Source organism: Flavivirga spongiicola (assembly GCF_030540825.1).
GTDB classification, from domain to species: domain Bacteria; phylum Bacteroidota; class Bacteroidia; order Flavobacteriales; family Flavobacteriaceae; genus Flavivirga; species Flavivirga spongiicola.
In genome coordinates this window covers 246,136-267,050 of sequence record NZ_JAUOEO010000002.1, presented here as the reverse complement: position 1 = coordinate 267,050, position 20,915 = coordinate 246,136, and the positions used below count along the sequence as shown (strand labels likewise).

The window sequence follows — 20,915 nt, the reverse complement described above, 5'->3', positions numbered from 1 at the left end:
ATTCCAGCATTAAACTTATAAAATGAAAACAAAAGACACAGCTCCAAAAGAAGGAAAAATTTCAAGAAATCCATTTCCTAACTCTAAAAAAATCTATGTGCAAGGTGATATACACCCAAACATACAAGTGGCCATGAGAGCCATTTCTCTTAGCGATACTAAAGATGCCATGACTGGGAAATTAACGCCTAACGAATCAGTAACCGTATACGATACTTCGGGACCTTATACAGACCCTAATAAAGACATAGATATCCATAAAGGCATAGATCCTATTCGTAAACCATGGATTTTAGATCGTAATGATGTAGAAGCATTGGATCAATTTACTTCTAAATATAGTAACGAACGCTTAAATGATACCTCATTGGATCATATGCGTTTTTCTTTGCTCAAAAAACCATTACGTGCTAAAGAAGGAAAAAATGTAACCCAATTACATTATGCAAAACAGGGTATAATAACGCCTGAAATGGAATATATAGCGATTCGCGAAAATCAGCGAATTGATGAAATGACTGAAATTAAAAAGCAGCACAAAGGCGAGCACTTTGGAGCTTCAATTCCTTCAAAAATCACTGCCGAATTTGTTCGTTCAGAAGTTGCAAGAGGCCGTGCAATTATTCCTTCTAATATTAATCACCCAGAAGCAGAACCCATGATTTTGGGACGAAATTTTTTAGTAAAAATCAATGCCAACATTGGTAATTCTGCTGTAACATCTTCGATTGAAGAAGAGGTTGAAAAAGCAGTTTGGGCATGTCGATGGGGTGCAGACAATATCATGGATTTATCTACGGGTGAAAACATTCATGAAACTCGGGAATGGATTATTAGAAACTCTCCAGTTCCGGTAGGAACTGTTCCTATATACCAGGCCTTAGAAAAAGTAAATGGCGTTGCCGAAGATTTAACATGGGAAATTTTTAGAGATACCCTGATTGAGCAAGCAGAACAAGGTGTCGATTATTTCACCATTCATGCCGGTGTATTATTAAGGTATGTTCCTATGACTGCTAAACGGGTCACAGGAATTGTTTCTAGAGGTGGTTCTATTATGGCAAAATGGTGTTTGGCACACCACAAAGAAAATTTCATTTACACCCATTTCGAAGATATTTGCGCTATTTTAAAACAATACGATGTGGCCTTTTCTTTAGGGGACGGATTACGTCCAGGTTCGGTTGCAGATGCTAATGATGAAGCTCAATTTGCTGAACTGGAAACACTAGGTGAACTAACCAAAATTGCACGTAAACAAGAAGTACAATGCTTTATTGAAGGTCCTGGTCACATCCCTATGCACATGATTAAAGAAAACATGGAGAAACAAATTGAAATTTGCGATGAGGCTCCTTTTTACACATTAGGTCCATTAACAACAGATATCGCTCCAGGTTATGATCATATTACTTCTGGAATTGGTGCTGCCATGATTGGATGGTATGGCTGCGCTATGCTTTGTTATGTGACTCCAAAAGAACACTTAGGATTACCTAATAAAGAAGATGTTCGAACAGGTGTGGTTACCTATAAGTTAGCTGCACATGCTGCCGATTTAGCAAAAGGACATCCGGGGTCGCAACATAGAGATAATGCATTAAGTAAAGCACGATTCGAATTTCGCTGGGAAGATCAGTTTAATCTAGGTCTAGACCCTGAACTAGCAAGGGAATATCACGATGAAACCTTACCTGCAGATGGGGCTAAAATAGCCCATTTCTGCTCCATGTGTGGGCCTAAGTTTTGTTCGATGAAAATTTCTCAGGAAATACGCAACTTTGCCGCTGAAAATGATATTGTTGAGAATGAAGTCGTTCAAAAAGGTATGGAAGAAAAATCGAAAGAATTCAAAGAAAAAGGAAGCGAAGTATATTTATAAACCATGATCGTATTAATTGCTCCTGAAAAGGATATTCATAGAGAAATTTTAATTCTAAATCAGCTTTTCGAAGCTGGTTTAGAATACTACCACTTGAGAAAACCCGAAAAAAATTATCAGGAGCATTGTGACTATTTAAATCAAATTGATGTTAAATACCACAATCGAATTGTGGTTCATTATTTTCATGAGTTAATCAATACGTACAATCTAAAAGGCATTCATTTTCAAGAACAAAAAAGAAGAGACCACATAGATAATCCAGGACATTATTTTAAAGAATTAAATATGTTTGGCAAAACGATTAGTAGCTCATTTCATGAACCTGATGACTTAAATAACTGTGAGTTTGAGTTTGACTATCACTTACTAAGCCCTGTTTTTTCTTCAATTTCAAAAGAAGGCTATAAAGGCAGGGGTTTTGATGTAAACCATATTGATAAACGAATTATTGGAATGGGTGGTGTAACAACTGATAATCTCTCTGAGTTTAATAAACTAGGCTTTAATGGGGTTGGTGTTTTAGGAGGTGTATGGAATAACAGTAACCCTGTGGAAGTTTTTAAAAAGATGAAAAATCACTTTGAGCGATAAATGAATGACAATAAATATATATTAACTATAGCTGGCCATGATCCCTCGGGAGGAGCAGGATTAACATCAGACATCAAAACGTTTGAGGCGCATGGGTTGCATGGTTTATCCGTTTGTACAGCTATTACCATTCAAAATGATATTGATTTTAAACAATGTGTTTGGACAGAAGTTAATCTAATTATGGCTCAATTAGAAATCTTATTTGAGCGCTTTGATATCCATGTCGTAAAAATAGGCATTGTAGAATCCTGGAAAACATTAGACCTTATTTTAAACAAATTACATCTATTAAGTGCGGATATCAAAATTGTTTTGGATCCAATCATTAAAGCAAGTGCTGGTTTTGATTTTCACGAAACCGAAAGCCAGGATTTACTAGACAACATATGGAAACAATGTTTTATTGTCACGCCTAACTATGATGAAATTCAAATTTTGTATCCGAAATTAACGATTGAAAATACGATTGAACATATTTCCAGAACCTCCAATATTTATTTAAAAGGCGGACATCGAAATGACAAAAAAGGTTGGGATACCTTGCACCACAGCAGAATCGTCATGGTAAACATACCTCCAAATACTGATAAAGTTTATGAAAAACACGGAAGTGGTTGTGTGTTATCGGCTTCACTGGCTAGTCATTTAGCATTACATATAGAATTGGAAGATGCTGCTAAAAATGCAAAACAGTACACAGAACAGTTTTTAAATTCTAATGACAGTTTATTAGGAAAGCACAAATACACCCCCCAATACCTAACACCTAATACCTAGCAGCCAATAGCCAATATTATGATTCCAAAAATACATTACATATCACAAGGAAATACCACAAAGGAACATCTTGAAAACATCCAAAAAGCATGTACTTCTGGAATAGAATTAGTACAGCTGCGTTTAAAGAATTTGTCCGAAAAAAAGATTTTAAAAATTGCCGAAGAAGCCAGAGAAATTACTGGGCACTATCAAACACGTTTAATTATTAATGATCATTATAAAATTGCAAAAAAGGTAAAAGCAGATGGCGTGCATTTGGGAAAAAATGACACCTCTCCAACTATTGCAAAAAAATATTTAGAATCCTGGCAAGTTATTGGAGGTACAGCCAATACACTTGAAGACTGTGAAGCATTAATCGAAAAAAAAGTAGATTATATAGGTCTGGGACCTTTTCGTTTTACAACTACCAAAGACCATTTAAGTCCCATTTTAGGAGCAAACGGTTACCTAGCCATTCTTGAAGCATTACAAACAAACACTCCGATTATTGCCATTGGTGGTATCACCATAAAAGATGTTCCTGACATTTTAAAAACGGGCGTTTACGGTATTGCAGCTTCAGGAGAAATTACCAAAAACTTTAATAAAATTAGTCAATTCAACAAACTTTTAAACAGCTCTTCAGCGCAAGAACAGGTTTGGAATCCAAATCAAAAAATATAAAATGACAACGGATATACTTAAAATAGCTGACAAGACTTTTAAGTCGAGATTATTCACCGGAACAGGTAAATTTAGTAGCACAAATAAAATGCGCGAAGCCATATTAGCTTCGGAAAGCGAGTTGGTTACAGTAGCATTGAAACGCGTTGATTTAGAAAAGGAATCGGACGATATGCTTGTTCATTTAAACGGAAGCCAAATTAATTTGCTTCCAAATACGTCTGGCGTAAGAACCGCAAAAGAAGCTATATTTGCTGCCGAATTGGCCAGAGAAGCCCTTCAGACCAATTGGGTAAAACTGGAAATACACCCAGATCCCAAGTACCTCCTTCCCGACCCTATTGAGACTTTAAAAGCTGCTGAAGAATTGGTAAAACTCGGATTTGTAGTGATGCCATATATCCATGCAGATCCGGTATTATGTAAACGGTTAGAAGATGTAGGTGTACCATGCGTGATGCCATTAGGTGCACCCATTGGAAGTAATAAAGGCATTAAAACTTTAGATTTTTTGGAAATCATTATTGAACAAAGTAAAGTTCCTGTCATAGTTGATGCTGGTATTGGTGCCCCGTCTCATGCGGCATTTGCCATGGAATTAGGGGCTGATGCCGTTTTAGTAAATACTGCCATTGCCGTATCTCAAAACCCTGTAGACATGGGAATCGCTTTTAAAATGGCTGTTGAAGCTGGTAGAATGGCTTATAACGCGAAACTAGCTCCCATTAAAAACCGGGCTGAAGCAAGTAGTCCACTAACCTCTTTTTTAAATGATATAAATTAATAAAACGCTATGTCCTTTAAAGATACATTTGAAAAATACGATTGGTCTGTTTTAGAAAAAGAGATTTACGAAGTGACTCCTCAGGAAGTTGAAAAAGTCCTTCTCAAAGATAAAATTGAGTTAGAAGACTTTAAAAAACTAATCTCTCCGGCTGCTAAACCCTATATAGAACAAATGGCACAACGCAGTAATGCCATTACTCGGAAACGTTTTGGGAATACGATTCAAATGTATATTCCCATGTATCTATCTAATGAATGTCAAAATATCTGTACTTACTGTGGATTTAGCATGAATAATGGTATTAGAAGGAAAACCTTGAGTGATGCTGAAATATTAAAGGAAGTTACCCACATTAAAAAATTGGGGTACGATCATATTCTTCTCGTAACAGGAGAGGCCAACAAAACTGTTGGAGTACCGTACATAAAACATGCTATAGACCTGATTCGATCCCAATTCTCAAATATTAGCATCGAAGTACAACCTTTACATCAACAAGAATACGAAACCTTAATTAGCTCGGGTTTGTATGCAGTTTTAGTATATCAAGAAACTTATCATAAAGCCACCTATAAAACACATCACCCAAAAGGTAAAAAATCGAATTTTGATTACCGATTAGATACCCCCGACCGATTAGGTAAAGCTGGCATTCATAAAATTGGTCTGGGCGCTCTTTTTGGTCTTGAAGATTGGCGTGTGGATAGCTTTTACACCGCTTTGCATTTAAAATATCTGCAAAAAACATATTGGAAAACAAAATATTCTATCTCTTTTCCCAGGCTTAGACCTCATCAAGGCGGATTAGACCCAAAAGTAGAAATGACCGATACGGATTTAGTACAACTAATTTGTGCCTATAGATTACTGGATGAAGACGTTGAATTGTCATTATCTACTCGTGAAAGTGAAACCTTTAGAAATCATTGTATTCATTTAGGCATTACGTCTATTAGCGCAGAATCCAAGACGAATCCGGGAGGCTATAGTGTAGAATCTGAATCACTTGAGCAATTTGAAATTTCTGATGAACGTACTACCGATCAAATTAAACAAATGATTCAATCTCAAGGTTATGAGGTTGTCTGGAAAGATTGGTCAAAGTCTTATGTTTCTGTTGACTAAAATAACGTGATTTTGATATGATTAACGTGAGTTCGATCTATTAAAATCTGTAAATCCATATCATTGAATATATTCTATTAATTGATTACTGCCATTCCAATCGAAGAATGAGGAGAGGTCTAAAAAGTAATATATTTTGTCATTCAGAGTACTTCGACTACGCCCAATACTGGCTATAGCGAAGAACCTTATACTCATGTAAATCAATGCATTATACTTATAAGAAATTCTTCACAACTTCGCTCCTACCTTCGAAACAAAATATATTTTGTTTCTCGGCAATATTCAGAATGACACTTTTTAGACAGTCTTGTTTGTCACTCATACTTCAAGCTGTATATACGACAAATAATTCGAATACAAATCTTTATGTAATATAAAAATAACATCAACAAATACTAAGTATACAAAACAACAGAAATATATACATTTGAGGCTACAAATACTTTTAAAACAATTAAAAATCCGCTAGATTAGTGGTCTCAACAAATAAGAAATATGTGTACTGGTACGCATATACAATTGTTAGGAATAATTTAATCAAAAATCGAAATATATGAAAAGAGTAAAGCTTTTTTATTTAATTACAATAGTATTATTTATAAGCTGTGAAGGAGAAGAAGGGACTCAAGGTTTACAAGGGAATGACGGAATAAATAGTTTAATAAATATTTCTGATGAAATAAGTGGAAGTAATTGTGAAAATGGCGGTTTAAGAGTTGAAGCTGGTCTAGATAGTAATTCCAATGGAATACTTGAAAACAATGAAATTCAAAACACAAAATATGTTTGTAACGGAATTAATGGAAGTAATAGTCTTATAACAGTTATCTCAGAACCTAAAGGGCAAAACTGTGAAAACGGAGGTATAAGAATTAATTCAGGTATAGATGCTAATAATAATAACATTTTGGATGAAAGTGAGATTATGTCCTCTGCATATATATGTAACGGAATTGATGGCAATATCAGTTTAACAAAAATTTCCAATGAAGATTCAGGTGTAAACTGTGAAAATGGCGGTTTAAAAATATACTATGGAATAGATTCAAATAATGACGGTGTATTAAATGATAATGAAGTTCAATACACAACTTATACATGCAACGGGTTAAATGGTAATTTAAGTCTTACTAATATTACTGATGAAGCAGAAGGAACGATATGTGAAAATGGTGGAGTTAAAATCGAATCTGGAGTTGATTCAAATAGAAATGAATTATTAGACGAAAACGAAATAAACATAACTAAATACGTCTGCAATGGAATTGATGGTGTAATAAATGAAGAAATAAGGTTGAAAGTTGCGGATGGTATAGGGTCTACTGCAAATACTTCTAGCTCCATTCCTATAATTGTCGCAGGAATAACATTTAATAAAAGTAATTTTGAAAATGTTGGTTCTATATTTTTTGAATCTGACCCTTATGTTGGTAATAGTAGTAATTATGCATCACTTGAACTTTACAATATCACTGACAATGTAGCAATATCTAATACATTAATAAGAACAAATAATACTTTTAATATAAAAGAAAATTTAATCACAGATAACATTATTGACAATCTTCCAGAAAATGAAATTGTCTTGGGAATAAGATTAAGCTCAGAAATTGATGGAGAATTTTCTGCTAGTGGAATCCCGTACCTAGTCATAAAAAGAAGTAATTAATAAAAACTATTCAACAACGGTAATCGTTGTCCAATCCCATAATTTCAATAAAAAAGGTTTTATTTAAGCCTCTTTACAGAGGCTTTTATTGGAACGGAATCTATGGCTTGGGTATGATCACTCACCATCCTCTTGTTTACGCATAATTCGAATATGTGAGTGAAAACCGTTTCAAAAATAGCCTCGGGAAATAGCTGTCGGATACACCTAATATTGCTGTGCCAAGGAAATTTATCATCTAAATTGTAACTTAGAAAATAAAGAATATCCAAACGCATACTACAATGCCTAATTAATTCATGATCACTGGTCAGGTTTTCCAAATAGCCAACCAGACATAGTTAAAAAAATACTACGGGGTCTATACTTTTTTGTCTGCTGCTACCATAATAAGGAGGTGTTTCTGAACACAAAAAATGTAAATCTAAAACGGCTCTTAATTGTCTATAAAAATTAGTCTTTGGTACTCGTTCACTTAATTGAAAACTCGTGAACAATGGCTCTTGATAAGTCTTTTTCCCTTGCATATACAAAAACACTAAATAATTGTACTTTTACAATGTGCAACGGGCACAACGTAAAAAAGTAATGTGTAATTTAGTGTTTAACCAAAGGTTAGTGCAGTTTTGTTAGTGCAGTTTTGCTACGTCTGATTTTCCTTCGGAAAATCCTCGTACACAAACCGCACTATTTTTATACGTCAACGTCAACATCTACCCTATAACCCAAATAATCGAGGTAACCATAAACTTAATTCTGGGAAATAAGTGATCAGAAACAACGCTATAATCATAGATACAAAAAGGGGCAATAAAGGTTTTACCACTTTTTCTATAGTCGTATTGGCAATCCCGACGCCAACAAATAAGACAGAGCCGACGGGTGGTGTACAAAGCCCTATACACAAATTTAAAACCATCACAATTCCAAATTGCACAGGATCCATGCCTAATTTTGTAATGATTGGCAGAAATATAGGCGTAAAAATCAAAACAGCAGGTGTCATATCCATAAATATACCCACAAATAAGAGCAATAAGTTAATGATTAATAAAACGATAATGGGATTATCACTAACTCCTAAAAGTAAGTTAGAAATATCCTGAGGGATATTTTCATAACTCATAATCCATGACATACTCATGGATGCGCCTATTAATAGCATAACAATAGCTGTAGTACCGCAAGAGTCTAAAAATATTTGAGGCAGATTTTTAATGAAGATTTCTTTGTACCAAAACGCAAGAACTAATGTGTAAAGTACCGCAATGGCAGAAGCCTCTGTAGCCGTAAAAATTCCAGTAACAATGCCACCTATAACAACCACTAAAAGCATTAAACTGGGAAAAGCTGCTATGAATGTTTTTACGACTTCTTTTATAGAACTACGTTTCCCTACTTTATATTTTTTCTTTTTAGCCCAAAAAGAGGCGACTATCATTAAAAATAAACCAGTTAAGATTCCGGGAATATACCCTGCAAGAAATAATGCTGCAATAGACACACCACCGCTAGCCAAAGAATATACGATCAATACATTGCTTGGAGGAATAACAAGCCCTATAGTAGAAGATGTAATATTTACAGCCGCTCCAAATTCTTTAGAATAACCTTCCTTTTCCATTTCTGGACCCAATATACTCCCCATAGCAGAAGCTGATGCCATAGCCGAGCCAGCAATAGCCCCCATAAGCATGGCCGAAATGACATTTATTAAAGCTAATCCACCCGGAAGAGCACCTACTAAAGTTTTAGCAAAAGCTATTAAACGGTGGGCTATACCACCTTTGTTCATGAGTTGTCCCGAGAGTATAAAAAATGGAATCGCCAGTAATGCAAAACTATCGAGACCAGTACCTATTCTTTGAGAAACAGTTGTTAACGCCGGTAATACCGGAAAGCTAGCCATCATAGTTAATAATGATGACATGGCGATACTCCAAGCTACTGGCACTCCAATTAACAATAAACTAATAAAACTTAAAACTAAAATGATGACTGGTATATATTCCATTAGAGTAATTGTTTGTTAAGAATGTCTGAAATTTTATAAAAAATAATTAACAGCCCACTAATAGGAATCACTAAATAAACTAATGCTAGTGGAATTTGTAATGCAGGAGAGTATTGTTCTAATATAAGAGTAATGTAAACCAATCTGGCTCCTCCTACAACAAGTGCTCCTAAACAAAAAATTATGATAAGAATATTTACAACGATCTTTAACTTGATCTGGTTTGCTTTATTAAGTTTTCTAGGAATTAAATCTATAGCCACATGCATTTTTTTTCCCGAAATATAAGCGGCTCCTAATACACCAACCCAAATCATTAAATATCTAGCCAGTTCATCGGTAAACGAACTTGGTGTTCCTACTATAAATCTGGTAAACACTTGCCATAGTACATTTATAACCATAACAGCCATAATGAAAACTAAAGTATTACCCAGAATTTTATCTATTTTCTTTCTTATCTCCATTTTTTGCAAACTAAAGTGTTATACTATTTCTATCATAAAATGCGGTATATAATTCGTTTATTTTTCACTGGTTCAAATTAGTTATATAACATTTTTAACTAAACTGGTATTATTCTACTTTTTGAATTCTATTAATTAAACTATAAATCTCATTTTCATCTTGATAGCCTTCATACATGCTTGCTACTTTTTTCTGAAATTTAGACTTATCAGGATGAATAACCTGAACGCCTGCCTTTTTAACGGCATCCAAGGCTTCTTGCTCTGCCTTTGCCCACAATTCTCTTTGGTATGCAACAGATAGATCAACAGAAGCCTGAACCCATTTTTGTTGCTCAGCATTCAAATCGTTCCATAAATGTGTTCCCATAATGAGAACATCCGGGACAGATGTATGCTCATCTAAAGAATAAAATTTACAGACTTCATAATGACGCGATAAATAAAAACTAGGTGGATTATTTTCAGCACCATCAACCACGCCTTGTTGTAAAGAGGTGTATAATTCTCCCCAGGAAATTGGCGTTGGTGAACCTCCTAAACTACTCACCATATTCATAGCCGTGATACTTTCCATAACGCGAATCTTCAAGCCTTTTAAATCTTCCGGTGACTCTACAGATTTTTCCTTTGTATAAAAGCTTCGGCTTCCAGAATCATAATACCCAAGTCCTTTTAACCAGTATTTTTGACCGCCATCTAAAAGTGCCTTGCCTATATCCCCGTCCAGAACATTAAAAGTATGCGCTCTATCTCTAAATAAAAAAGGCAATCCAAACACTTTCATATTAGGAGAAAAGTTCTCCATAACCGCTGCTGAAACTTTAGTCATATCCAAGCTTCCTATTTGTAATAATTCTAATGCCTGACGTTCGGTTCCAAGTTGTTGGTTTGGGTAAATCTGAATCCTCATTGTACCCTTAGAACGCTTTTCTAAATCTTCAGCCATAAACACCATAGCTTTATGAACTGGATGACTTATATCTAACCCGTGTGCCAGTTTTATAACTTTTTTATCCTGCAACGTATTACATGAACTAAACATGAATAATACTATCAAGACCAGCAGCTGTTTAATAAACAAAAAATTTAGGTTTGGATTTTTCATAAAGCGTTCTTAGTTGGTATCAAATTTAAAATAACTTATAGCATTGTTATAGCATATATCCTGAACCATTTTTCCTAAAAAAGCCATATCATTAGGGATCAATCCTTTTTGTACATCATCAGCTATTAAATCACATAGTATGCGTCTAAAATATTCATGTCTTGGGAACGATAAAAAACTGCGACTGTCAGTCAGCATACCAACAAAATGACTTAACAAGCCAATATTTGATAGCGCATTTAATTGCTTTTCTATACCATCTTTTTGGTCTAAATACCACCAACCTGACCCCCACTGCATCTTACCTGGTAATTCTCCTGTATTAAAATTCCCCATCATACTGGCAAATACTTCATTATGTGCAGGATTTAAATTATAGCAAATTGTTTTTGCTAGCTTATTTTCATAATCCAACTTACCAAAAAATCTTGACATGGATTCAGCAAACGAAAAATCTCCTATGGAATCACACCCTGCATCTGCTCCACACAATGCTACCAGTCTTTTATTATTATTTCTAATAGTGCCTAGATGAAATTGTTGCACCCAACCTTTTTCATGATACCTACGAGACAAATAAAATAAAACATAGGTTCTGTATTTTGCTACGTCATTTTCCGTTAAAGATCTATTGCTTAAAAACTTTTCAAAAATTTCCGCAACCTCACCTTCTGTATAATCAACAACATATAAAGGTCCCGTAACACCATAATCAGATAATTTACATCCATGCTCATGAAAAAAATCAATTCTTGCATCAATTGCTTTGAGCAAGTTATCAAGACTATCAATAGAATAATGAACACAGGTAGCTAACTTATCTAAATAGTTAGTAAACTCATATGTGTTTTCTATAAAAAATAAAGCATCCGATCGAAATGTCGGCAATACCCTTGTATAAAAATGACCTTCTTTAATTTGCTTATGATATTCCAAAGAATCAGTTGGGTCATCGGTAGTACAAACAACTTCTACTTTCATTTGTTCTAATAACTCAGCTGGCGTCTTTAGAGCTAAAACAGCATTCGCTTTATCATAAATGGCATCTGCTGTATCGGGTTGTAGAATAGTATCTATATTGAAATAACGTTTCAATTCTAATTGTGTCCAATGAAACAAAGGGTTTCTCAACGTATAAGGCACAGTTGCAGCCCATTTTGTAAACTTATCTTTTAGGGAAACTGAACCTGTAATAAATGCTTCATCAACGCCATGAGCTCTCATACCACGCCATTTATAATGGTCTTCGTTTAACCAGGCTTTGGTAATATTTTCAATCGGTTTATTTTTAGCTATTTGTTTGGCAGATAAATGATTATGATAATCTACGATTGGCATCTTTTTCGCATAATCATGAAACAAAATTTCTGCTTCTTTAGATCGTAACAAAAAATTATCTGTTATAAAGCCTTTTGGATTTGTTTGATTTATCATCGGCTTAAACTTTTAGAAATTCCTACTTCCAAACCTCTCAATTCTGCCAATCCACGCAAACGTCCAATTCCTGAATAGCCCGGGTTGGTTTTTTTATACAAATCGTCTAACATTTGGTGACCATGATCTGGACGAACAGGAATCAATGCATCTGCTCTTCCTGCTGCTTTTCTTTTTTCTTCTTCTACTATGATTTCTTTTACTACGCTAAACATATCTACATCGCCTTCTAAATGATTCGCTTCATAAAAGTTTCCTTTTTCGTCCCTTTTAGTACTCCTTAAATGTAAAAAATGAACGCGATCTGCAAAGCGTTTAAAAATTTGTACCAAATTATTATCTGCTCTTACTCCTAAAGATCCTGTACAAAAAGTAATTCCGTTAGAAATATGAGGTACTTGTTCAAATACATAGGCGTAATCCGCTTCGGTACTCACGACTCTTGGTAAGCCTAAAATGGGATAAGGTGGATCATCCGGATGTATACACATCAACACGTTATTTTGAGCTGCAACGGGTATAATTTCCTTTAAAAAAGCTACCAGATTTTCTTTTAATTTCTGATCATCAATATGAGTATAAGTGTCTAAAGCCGTTTGAAACTGCTCCAAAGTATAACCTTCTTCTGCTCCTGGTAATCCGGCAATAATATTATTTATCAATACTTCCTTTTCATCTTCAGATAAAGCGTCTATATACGCTTTTGCTTCTGCCTTTTCTACATCGGAGTAAATAACTTCTGCTCCCGGTCTTTTTAATAAATACAATTCGAAAGCGGCAAAAGCCGTCACATCGAAACACAAAGCTTTAGAACCATCTGTTAACTCATAATCTAAAGACGTTCTTGTCCAGTCCAATACTGGCATAAAATTGTAACAAACAATGTTGATGCCGCATGTTGTTAAATTTTCTATACTTTTCTTATAATTATCGATGTATACATTAAAATCTCCTGAACGTGTTTTGATATTTTCATGTACAGGAATGCTTTCTACAACAGACCATTTTAAACCTGCATTTTCAATAATTTGCTTTCTTTCATTAATAGCTTCAACAGTCCAAACATCTCCGTTAGGAACTTGGTGTAACGCAGAAACAATTCCTATTGCTCCTGCTTGTTTAATATCTGATAATTGTACAGGATCGTTTGGCCCATACCAACGCCATGTTTGTTTCATTTGTTTTTCTTAATTAATAAAAAAATTCTTAAAATGAACTATCCTCAAGGCAGAGCCATAAAGATATTTCGCTTGTTTGATTTTGACCTTTCTGATCAAAAATCGAATTTTTGTTATTTAGATTCCCATTTTATTCATTGTTTTTATTTTATATTAATGAATTCATGAATCTTTCGATTTCACGGGAATGACAATTTCAACGGAAACTCCAAGGCAAAGCCTCGGAGAATTCTTTTCGATTAAACACCACTAAAAGCACTAAATCCACCATCGATAGGAACTACAATTCCCGTTACAAATTTTGAAGCGTCTGAGCACAAATAATGCACTGCTCCATTCAATTCATCAGTTTCACCAAATCTTTTCATCGGTGTGTTTTGTATAATAGTATGTCCCCTATCTGTATAATTTCCTGTTTCTTTATCTATCAACAAATCTCTATTTTGATTGCCTATAAAGAATCCTGGTGCAATAGCGTTCACTCGCAATCCGTCTCCATATTTCAATGCTAATTCAACAGATAACCACTTTGTAAAATTGTCAATCGCAGCCTTTGAAGCAGAATATCCTACAACTCTTGTAATGGCCCTTTGAGCTGTCATGGAAGAAATATTTAAAATCACGCCTTTTTTATTTTTTGCCATTTCTTTTCCAAAAATAATGGATGGTAAAATACTACCGAATAGGTTTAGGTCTACAACTTTTTTAAAGTGGTCCATATTCACATCAAAGATAGTTTGCGTCGGTCCAATTGTAGCCCCTGGCATATTTCCACCAGCTGCATTTAATAAAACATCAATATGACCATATTTTTTAACAACAGCATCAGAAACTTTTTGTAAACTCTCTTCTTCTGTTACATTACAGAAAAAGCCATCTACATTTTCGCTAATATTTTTAAACCTTGTTACTGTTTCTCTTAAAACATCTTCATTATAATCTAATAGAACTACAGTAGCTCCTTCTCTTAATAAATATTCAGTTATAGATCCGCCTAATACTCCACAACCTCCGGTAATAAGTACTATTTTGCCTTTTATGTTAAATAAATTCATCTTATTTTTATTTTTTTTACATTAACTAATGAATCAAAATTTAATTCATATTATATAATTACCTTCTCCATTTGTCAGGTATAAATTATGCTTTTAACAAAAAACGTGTACGCACACGCAAATTTAAATATTTTATTTAATTTTATTTGAAAAACAAAGAAAAAATAACCTAGTATTTAATATTTTCGTTTATTATTGCTTTTTAAAAGAGTATAACAAACTACTTGTTTGTATTTTATAAGAAGTATTTATTTAAAAAAATAAATTGAAAACAATTAAAGACATTGCTGCTTTAGCAAACGTTTCTATTGGAACTGTAGATCGGGTGATTCATAATAGATCTGGCGTTTCTAAAAAAACTAAAGAGCGTATTGAAAAAATAATTCAGGAACATAACTTTCAAATAAACAAAACAGCCAGAACACTTGCCTTAAATAAAAAATATGACATTGCAGTTTTAATTCCTGCTATTGAGTCTTCATCCGATTTTTGGTATCTTCCAAAAAAAGGTATTGAAAAGGCTTCTAAAGAAATTGAAATCCATAGAACTTCTGTAAGCTATTTTTACTTTAATCAATTTGATTCGAATTCCTTTAAAGAAGCTTTTGATAAGTTATTAGAAAAGACTTTTGATGCTGTATTATTAGCGCCAGTTTTTTTAATCGAAACCAAAAAACGACTTATACAGTTAGAACAAAGAAAGACACCTTATGTATTTATTAATGTTGAATTACAAGGGGCTAACAATATTTCCTATATAGGACAGCATTCTTTTGATAGTGGTACACTTGCCGCTAAACTTATGTCATTGCTAATACATGATAATGATGAAGTTCTCATAGTAAAAGTTAGAAAAGACAATAGTCATCATTCGGCTATTGAAGATAGAATTTCAGGTTTTAAATCGTATTTTAATACGCAAGCTTCGTCTATTAAAATAAATGAAGTGGTACTTCCTAAAACCAAAGATCAGATAGCTATTGATACATTTATTTACAAAACATTAGCTAATCAACACATTAAGGGCTTGTTTGTACCATCTAGTAAAGTTAGTATTATGGCTAAATATATAGAAGAGCACAGGTTAAAACATTTGAAACTGATTGGTTACGATTTAAGCGAAGAAAATGCTCTTTTTATTAAAAATGAGACCATTAATTTTCTAATTGATCAGAATGCTTTTTTCCAAGGTTATGAAGGTACAAAGACATTATTCAATTTTATTATAAATGACATTGTTCCTAAAAAAAACAGGTATTTACCTATTAAGCTTTTAACGAAAGAGAATATTAAGTATTTATGAGTTTATTTATAAGACATGGTCCTTTCTTTTAAAACAAAAGACTAAATCATTATATTCTTTTTAAGGGCTTTTTATGGTGGTGTCTTCCCAACACATCTTTCGAAAGTTTTTCTTGAACCATTTTTCCCATTCTTCATAATCTTCTTTTGTAGGGCTGTACCTTCCAAAGTAATTACTATCCGAAGTAGAATTAATTTTGGTAACCCTTTCTAAATATACTATAGCACGAGCAACCTCATTAATATTAATGCGACCATCTTTATTATTTACACTTTCTTTAATAATATCTATTTGTTTACTGAAATATCTTTGAGCCTTTTCATTCTGACAGTCTGTTGATAAAAAATGGGCTTTTTCCCTAAATTCTTTTTTAAAATTACTGCTTTCTTCTACGTTATCAAATTTATATGCATGTTCATGTTTAATCTGACTTTCTGATAAAAAACAAGAACTAAAAAACAATACAATTATTAATGATTTCATCTTATATTTTTTTTCTTAGGCTTTCCAACAATATTATTAGTATCTATGCGAACAGACAATTCAATTTTCCTACTTCCTTTTTCAAAAAATGAATATATAAAGCCTGTACATATCCATTTTTTAGAAACATCATCAAATCTTACTTTTTTTAAATCAGATGAATCAAAATAGCTTCTGGTATACCCCAGCATTTCTTCTTCTACTAATATTCCAGCCAAATGAGGGTTCTTATCCTTTCCACGTTGCAGTAATTGCTGTTCTTTAATTTCATGGGCAAACACTGAAAACTTATTACATATTTTACCTGTTCCAAAATGATTTACATCAGATATATCAATTTCATTATAAAATGCACTACCAACTACAACAAATTCAGAATCTTTAGATATAGAAATTATAGTTTCTTTACTAGAAGCAACAACCTCATTTATAACTCTATAGAATACTCTTTGTTTTCTTGGTAACCTTTTAACTTCTTTTTCTGTTAAACTCAATAAAACCTTGCCATTTTCATCTACCGTAGCACAACCATTACCAAGGTATTCGTTTATTAAATTTAAAGCTTCTTCAATAGCATCTTTCCCAATACCATCCTTTTCTTTAAAAATTAAACCGTGCAAAGGTATTTCGTCTGAACCAATAATTGTTTTGCTAATGTAAGAAAAATTATCTAATACAATAACCTCCTTATCTTTCTTTTTTAAATTTAAACAACTGAATATTAATATACAAAGTAAGAATACAGGGATCAGAATGATTAATTTTTTGCTCTTTCTTCTTATATTAGTTAATTTGATTTTCATAAATTTATATGTAATTAGTGATTAATTTTTTTAATTAATTTAAAAAAGAGGGATTTAGTCTTAACTTATACTGTTCAGTCTTAAACTACATTCCTCCTTCTTTTTATTAATGTATTTCTTTTTGTATATTTTTTGGTCATTGTCTTGCAATTTGTTTTTATTTACGAGTTCCTTTTGCAAAATCACCGAGCCAACTGGCCACTTAGCTAAATCTATCCTCTGGGTTATATGCATTACATTAATAGATTTTAAGCCTAAACTGTTTTTAATATAAAGAGGGCTACTGGGTTTGGATATATGATGATGTTTTATAAATATAACCATCAGTAATAAAAGGGGAACCAATAAATAATCAAAGGTGAGATATGAGCCTGCTCCTGAAAAGGTGTTTACTGTAAAGGATGCCACATTGTTTCAATTTAAATCAACACTTGTTCCTACAATAGAAACTATGAATGTCACAATTGGTGAATTACTTCCGCCTATGAGTATAAAAGTATAATCTGTACTGTCTCCATTACCCTCTATAGCTAAAACGGAGTTCACTACTACGGATTGGTTAAATGCAAATGAAATGGGGGTCGTAATCACATTTGATAAAACAACTTGACCTGATGCATCTGAAGTACCATCATAATTCGTTAAGGAATAACTAAAATCACCAGCTACTGTAACACTAATACCATTAGCTGTTTCGGTTATAGTACTTCCCGTATTATAGGCAGTTTTCAATTCAAAAAAAGTTTGACCATTGGTACTAGTAGCAACTGATAAATTGTCAAACCTTAAGGCAGCTAGAGATGATAATGTTACTGTAAAGGATGTAGCATTAACCCAATTTAAATTAACCGTTGGAGAAGTCCTTACAAATAATGAGGTTGTAACTATCGAATTACTAGCTCCTGTAGGTGTAAACATATAATCTATATTGGAACCATAAGACTCTATATGTAAAATAGAGTTGACTACTACTGGTTGATCAAATGTATCTGAGCTTGTTTCACCAGATATAACAACATTATCGGTAACCCCTACAGTATATCTAGCCTCAGTCATAAAAAGACTAGAGCCCTGACCCCTAAATAACGAAACTGCTAATTTTTTTGAAAGTGATTTAATTTTATTGGAATTATTCATTTAGATTTTTTATGTTATGAACTTATCTTCTATTTCTTATGATTAAAAACTACCTTTTCTACTTACAAATAATCTCCAGTTCTCACACCTTTTCACTTCATAGTATATCAATACTATGAGGTAATGGAAATAATTTTTGTAAGAAGAGAGAGAGAGAGAGAGAGAGAAAGAGAATATCATTTTTTACTTCAATAAAAAAGCACAAAACGAGTTCTATGTATAGTTAACACAACAAGAAAGCAAAAACGGGTGGTATAATTAAAAAAAAATGACAATTATTTTCATCTCGAGAGAAAGCTTATGTGGGAGGTGCTTTTCAGCTATAATGTTTTTCTTACATTCTTCAAAGCATAAATCTTATAATTTCACAAATTCTGGTGAAGGACAAAAATTCAGTATTAAAACGACAATTATAAATAGCATATGTTTCAATATAATGGTCTTTATCCTTCCAGGTATTTATATGTCCCCCCCTAAAGCATAAGTTATGGGTTCTTATAAAGGGGTGCTAATTACTGTAATAGTATAATGATATATTAAAATTAAAGCCGAAGAGGATACCTCTCCGACTCTAACAACTAAAAAACTAACTTAAATTTAATTACATATACGATATCATATTGATAATAAATCATATATCTTTTCAAAAAAACAGTGTCCCTATTCCCAACCCGGGTTTTGCGTTAGTGCAGGGTTAAGCGTAATTTCATCTAATGGTACTGCCAGTAAATAATCTCTCATTGGATCAAATTGAAACCCACCGGGTAAAGAATTTTGATTTGGATCTACATAACCATTAGTATCCAATAATACATTTGTACCTGGTGTAAGTTCAGGAAACTCAGACTGAACAAAATAGACTCCTTTATAGCGTTTCCCTACAACCAAATCTTCAGCTGCACTCCAACGCATTATATCATCAAAACGATATCCTTCAACAGCTAACTCAACATGTCTTTCTCTTCGTACTTCATTAAGTATTGGAGATAACGAAGGGAAAGCCCAATTAGGGTCAGCCGTTATACTCCCTATATTCAAATTAGGCATACCGGCCCTACTACGAAGCACATTAATACTTTCATCTACATCTTGTTGGGAAATAGACCCAAGTTCTGCTTTTGCTTCTGCATATATAAGTAAGGCTTCTGCAAAACGAAAGGTTGGAGAGGAAGTAACTCCTACACCCGAGGTATGAGAATAATCGCGGTTTGTACTAGCCCCTTTACGAATCATATACCCCGTTGGACAACCGCCTTCTCCACCTATTTCTAAAGGAGCTCTATCGAAAAATTCATCAGGAGCGCCTCTTCCGGTTTGTTGAAGCTGACCAGGAACCCATATAACTTCGCTAAGTCTGGGATCACGGTTCGTTGTAACATTTACCAGCCCCTGGTCTCCCATATATAATGGACTTGAAGCAATTGGCAAACCATCAATGGCAAGAAAATCATCAACTAATTCTTTTGTTACTCCTCGGGCACCACCAATACGTGGCAAATACCTTTGTCCATTATGTGCAATACTTAAAGCCAAATCAAATCGACGCCAAAGCATTACCTCTGGGTTTGAAGAATAATCAGCTTGGTTAAATAGAGTTTCATAATCTACACCTGGATTTCCGGTATTGTTAATACTAAAACCTCCCGGATTATCGATAAGTGATTTGGAAGCGTCTGCAGCTATTTGAATAAATGATGCCCCATCAGATCCGCTTACACCAAAAGAAGTTCCGTTATGATATTTTTCCCATGTCCCTTCATATAAGGCAACTCTAGCTTTTAAAAGTCGCGCACACTCCTTATTTAAACGATTACCTCCTTTATTCTTTCCAGATGCCATAAATTCTATAGCTTTATCTAAATCTGCCAAAATATTAGTAGCAATTTCACTTCTGGAAGCACGTGGCGCTTCCAGCTCTTCTGAATCTGGTAATAGAGGTTTATCTATCCAAGGCACACCTCCATAGGTTCTAAGAAGCGTAAAATAACTCCATGCTCTAAAAAAGTGAGCTTCACCTACAAAATGCTTGTACTCGTCAAAATCTGCATCAACAGTCTCGTAGTTAGCAAAGAAAATATTCAAGGAGCGTATTGTCGAATAATTCCAACGACCATTACCTGTTTCAACTGTATTTAAACCAACAATGGTCCCACTTCGAGTGGAATTTTCGTGGATAATATTATCAATATTACCATCCGACCAGTATATACCACCATTCCATGCTCCAGGGGACCAACTTGGTAATTGTGGATAAAATTGGTTAACATACAGTTCGAGATCTTGAGTAGTCTTCCAAAAGTTATCTGAAGTGATGTTATCTTGATCTGGGTGATTAAGAAATTCATCATCACAACTTATAGAAGCAATCGTTAAAAATAAAGTTATATATCTTATTAATTTTTTCATAATATAAATTATTTGGAA

The 20,915-nt window shown here is 33.7% G+C and carries 18 protein-coding genes and 1 pseudogene; 8 read left to right on the top strand and 11 right to left on the bottom strand.

What is annotated here, in order from left to right:
* The first annotated feature begins 22 nt into the window (after positions 1-22).
* From thiC to Q4Q47_RS21085, 7 genes are all read left to right on the top strand, one after another.
* Positions 23-1,882 carry a phosphomethylpyrimidine synthase ThiC gene (thiC, locus tag Q4Q47_RS21115; protein WP_303308715.1) on the top strand — a complete coding sequence of 620 codons (1,860 nt, stop codon included), beginning with the start codon at positions 23-25 and terminating at the stop codon, positions 1,880-1,882.
* Between the two features lie 3 nt (positions 1,883-1,885).
* On the top strand, positions 1,886-2,476 hold the full coding sequence (locus tag Q4Q47_RS21110) for a thiamine phosphate synthase (RefSeq protein ID WP_303308714.1): 591 nt from the start codon (positions 1,886-1,888) through the stop codon (positions 2,474-2,476).
* Complete coding sequence (locus Q4Q47_RS21105) at positions 2,477-3,256, top strand: hydroxymethylpyrimidine/phosphomethylpyrimidine kinase (protein WP_303308713.1); 780 nt, start codon at positions 2,477-2,479, stop codon at positions 3,254-3,256.
* Between the two features lie 18 nt (positions 3,257-3,274).
* A complete protein-coding gene (gene thiE, locus Q4Q47_RS21100; RefSeq protein ID WP_303308712.1) occupies positions 3,275-3,925 on the top strand; it encodes a thiamine phosphate synthase in 651 nt (216 codons plus the stop codon).
* 1 nt (position 3,926) lies between these two features.
* Complete coding sequence (locus Q4Q47_RS21095; RefSeq protein WP_303308711.1) at positions 3,927-4,709, top strand: thiazole synthase; 783 nt, start codon at positions 3,927-3,929, stop codon at positions 4,707-4,709.
* Between the two features lie 9 nt (positions 4,710-4,718).
* Entirely contained in the window at positions 4,719-5,837 is a 1,119-nt protein-coding gene (gene thiH / locus Q4Q47_RS21090) for a 2-iminoacetate synthase ThiH (protein ID WP_303308710.1), read from the top strand.
* A gap of 556 nt (positions 5,838-6,393) precedes the next feature.
* Positions 6,394-7,509, top strand: coding sequence for a DUF7151 family protein (locus Q4Q47_RS21085; RefSeq protein WP_303308709.1), 1,116 nt, complete (start codon positions 6,394-6,396; stop codon positions 7,507-7,509).
* Positions 7,510-7,586: 77 nt separating this feature from the next.
* Here the strand turns inward: Q4Q47_RS21085 and Q4Q47_RS23925 are convergent.
* The 7 genes and pseudogenes from Q4Q47_RS23925 to Q4Q47_RS21050 all read right to left on the bottom strand — a co-directional run.
* A pseudogene (locus tag Q4Q47_RS23925) lies at positions 7,587-8,036 on the bottom strand (transposase); the annotation flags it as partial.
* A gap of 191 nt (positions 8,037-8,227) precedes the next feature.
* Complete coding sequence (locus Q4Q47_RS21075) at positions 8,228-9,523, bottom strand: TRAP transporter large permease (RefSeq protein WP_303308708.1); 1,296 nt, start codon at positions 9,521-9,523, stop codon at positions 8,228-8,230.
* Positions 9,523-9,990 carry a TRAP transporter small permease gene (locus Q4Q47_RS21070; protein ID WP_303308707.1) on the bottom strand — a complete coding sequence of 156 codons (468 nt, stop codon included), beginning with the start codon at positions 9,988-9,990 and terminating at the stop codon, positions 9,523-9,525. Before Q4Q47_RS21070 ends, Q4Q47_RS21075 begins: the two co-directional genes overlap by 1 nt.
* A 109-nt stretch (positions 9,991-10,099) precedes the next feature.
* The gene (locus tag Q4Q47_RS21065) at positions 10,100-11,098 is read right to left on the bottom strand and encodes a TRAP transporter substrate-binding protein (RefSeq protein ID WP_408612161.1); all 999 of its coding nucleotides are present in this window, start codon (positions 11,096-11,098) and stop codon (positions 10,100-10,102) included.
* Between the two features lie 9 nt (positions 11,099-11,107).
* Positions 11,108-12,532 (bottom strand): glucuronate isomerase, encoded by a 1,425-nt coding sequence (gene uxaC / locus Q4Q47_RS21060; protein ID WP_303308706.1) that lies wholly within the window; start codon positions 12,530-12,532, stop codon positions 11,108-11,110.
* On the bottom strand, positions 12,529-13,710 hold the full coding sequence (uxuA, locus tag Q4Q47_RS21055; RefSeq protein WP_303308705.1) for a mannonate dehydratase: 1,182 nt from the start codon (positions 13,708-13,710) through the stop codon (positions 12,529-12,531). Before uxuA ends, uxaC begins: the two co-directional genes overlap by 4 nt.
* Positions 13,711-13,949: 239 nt before the next feature.
* Entirely contained in the window at positions 13,950-14,765 is an 816-nt protein-coding gene (locus Q4Q47_RS21050; RefSeq protein WP_303308704.1) for an SDR family oxidoreductase, read from the bottom strand.
* A 265-nt stretch (positions 14,766-15,030) separates the two neighbouring features.
* Here Q4Q47_RS21050 and Q4Q47_RS21045 point away from each other — a divergent pair, with 265 nt between their 5' ends.
* Positions 15,031-16,068 carry a LacI family DNA-binding transcriptional regulator gene (locus Q4Q47_RS21045; protein ID WP_303308703.1) on the top strand — a complete coding sequence of 346 codons (1,038 nt, stop codon included), beginning with the start codon at positions 15,031-15,033 and terminating at the stop codon, positions 16,066-16,068.
* A gap of 60 nt (positions 16,069-16,128) precedes the next feature.
* Here the strand turns inward: Q4Q47_RS21045 and Q4Q47_RS21040 are convergent, their stop codons facing one another.
* From Q4Q47_RS21040 to Q4Q47_RS21025, 4 genes are all read right to left on the bottom strand, one after another.
* Complete coding sequence (locus Q4Q47_RS21040) at positions 16,129-16,551, bottom strand: hypothetical protein (protein ID WP_303308702.1); 423 nt, start codon at positions 16,549-16,551, stop codon at positions 16,129-16,131.
* Positions 16,548-17,354 (bottom strand): hypothetical protein, encoded by an 807-nt coding sequence (locus Q4Q47_RS21035; RefSeq protein WP_303308701.1) that lies wholly within the window; start codon positions 17,352-17,354, stop codon positions 16,548-16,550. The genes Q4Q47_RS21040 and Q4Q47_RS21035 overlap by 4 nt, the downstream gene beginning before the upstream one ends.
* A gap of 414 nt (positions 17,355-17,768) precedes the next feature.
* Positions 17,769-18,491 (bottom strand): hypothetical protein, encoded by a 723-nt coding sequence (locus Q4Q47_RS21030; RefSeq protein WP_303308700.1) that lies wholly within the window; start codon positions 18,489-18,491, stop codon positions 17,769-17,771.
* A gap of 660 nt (positions 18,492-19,151) precedes the next feature.
* Complete coding sequence (locus tag Q4Q47_RS21025) at positions 19,152-20,897, bottom strand: RagB/SusD family nutrient uptake outer membrane protein (RefSeq protein ID WP_303308699.1); 1,746 nt, start codon at positions 20,895-20,897, stop codon at positions 19,152-19,154.
* Between the last annotated feature and the right edge of the window lie 18 nt (positions 20,898-20,915).

Bases quoted from the DNA above. Each gene is read 5' to 3' on its own strand.
- thiC (WP_303308715.1), top strand. From the start codon at position 23: ATGAAAACAAAAGACACAGCTCCAAAAGAAGGAAAAATTTCAAGAAAT.
- Q4Q47_RS21110 (WP_303308714.1), top strand. From the start codon at position 1,886: ATGATCGTATTAATTGCTCCTGAAAAGGATATTCATAGAGAAATTTTA.
- Q4Q47_RS21105 (WP_303308713.1), top strand. From the start codon at position 2,477: ATGAATGACAATAAATATATATTAACTATAGCTGGCCATGATCCCTCG.
- thiE (WP_303308712.1), top strand. From the start codon at position 3,275: ATGATTCCAAAAATACATTACATATCACAAGGAAATACCACAAAGGAA.
- Q4Q47_RS21095 (WP_303308711.1), top strand. From the start codon at position 3,927: ATGACAACGGATATACTTAAAATAGCTGACAAGACTTTTAAGTCGAGA.
- thiH (WP_303308710.1), top strand. From the start codon at position 4,719: ATGTCCTTTAAAGATACATTTGAAAAATACGATTGGTCTGTTTTAGAA.
- Q4Q47_RS21085 (WP_303308709.1), top strand. From the start codon at position 6,394: ATGAAAAGAGTAAAGCTTTTTTATTTAATTACAATAGTATTATTTATA.
- Q4Q47_RS21075 (WP_303308708.1), bottom strand. From the start codon at position 9,523: ATGGAATATATACCAGTCATCATTTTAGTTTTAAGTTTTATTAGTTTA.
- Q4Q47_RS21070 (WP_303308707.1), bottom strand. From the start codon at position 9,990: ATGGAGATAAGAAAGAAAATAGATAAAATTCTGGGTAATACTTTAGTT.
- Q4Q47_RS21065 (WP_408612161.1), bottom strand. From the start codon at position 11,098: ATGAAAAATCCAAACCTAAATTTTTTGTTTATTAAACAGCTGCTGGTC.
- uxaC (WP_303308706.1), bottom strand. From the start codon at position 12,532: ATGATAAATCAAACAAATCCAAAAGGCTTTATAACAGATAATTTTTTG.
- uxuA (WP_303308705.1), bottom strand. From the start codon at position 13,710: ATGAAACAAACATGGCGTTGGTATGGGCCAAACGATCCTGTACAATTA.
- Q4Q47_RS21050 (WP_303308704.1), bottom strand. From the start codon at position 14,765: ATGAATTTATTTAACATAAAAGGCAAAATAGTACTTATTACCGGAGGT.
- Q4Q47_RS21040 (WP_303308702.1), bottom strand. From the start codon at position 16,551: ATGAAATCATTAATAATTGTATTGTTTTTTAGTTCTTGTTTTTTATCA.
- Q4Q47_RS21035 (WP_303308701.1), bottom strand. From the start codon at position 17,354: ATGAAAATCAAATTAACTAATATAAGAAGAAAGAGCAAAAAATTAATC.
- Q4Q47_RS21030 (WP_303308700.1), bottom strand. From the start codon at position 18,491: ATGAATAATTCCAATAAAATTAAATCACTTTCAAAAAAATTAGCAGTT.
- Q4Q47_RS21025 (WP_303308699.1), bottom strand. From the start codon at position 20,897: ATGAAAAAATTAATAAGATATATAACTTTATTTTTAACGATTGCTTCT.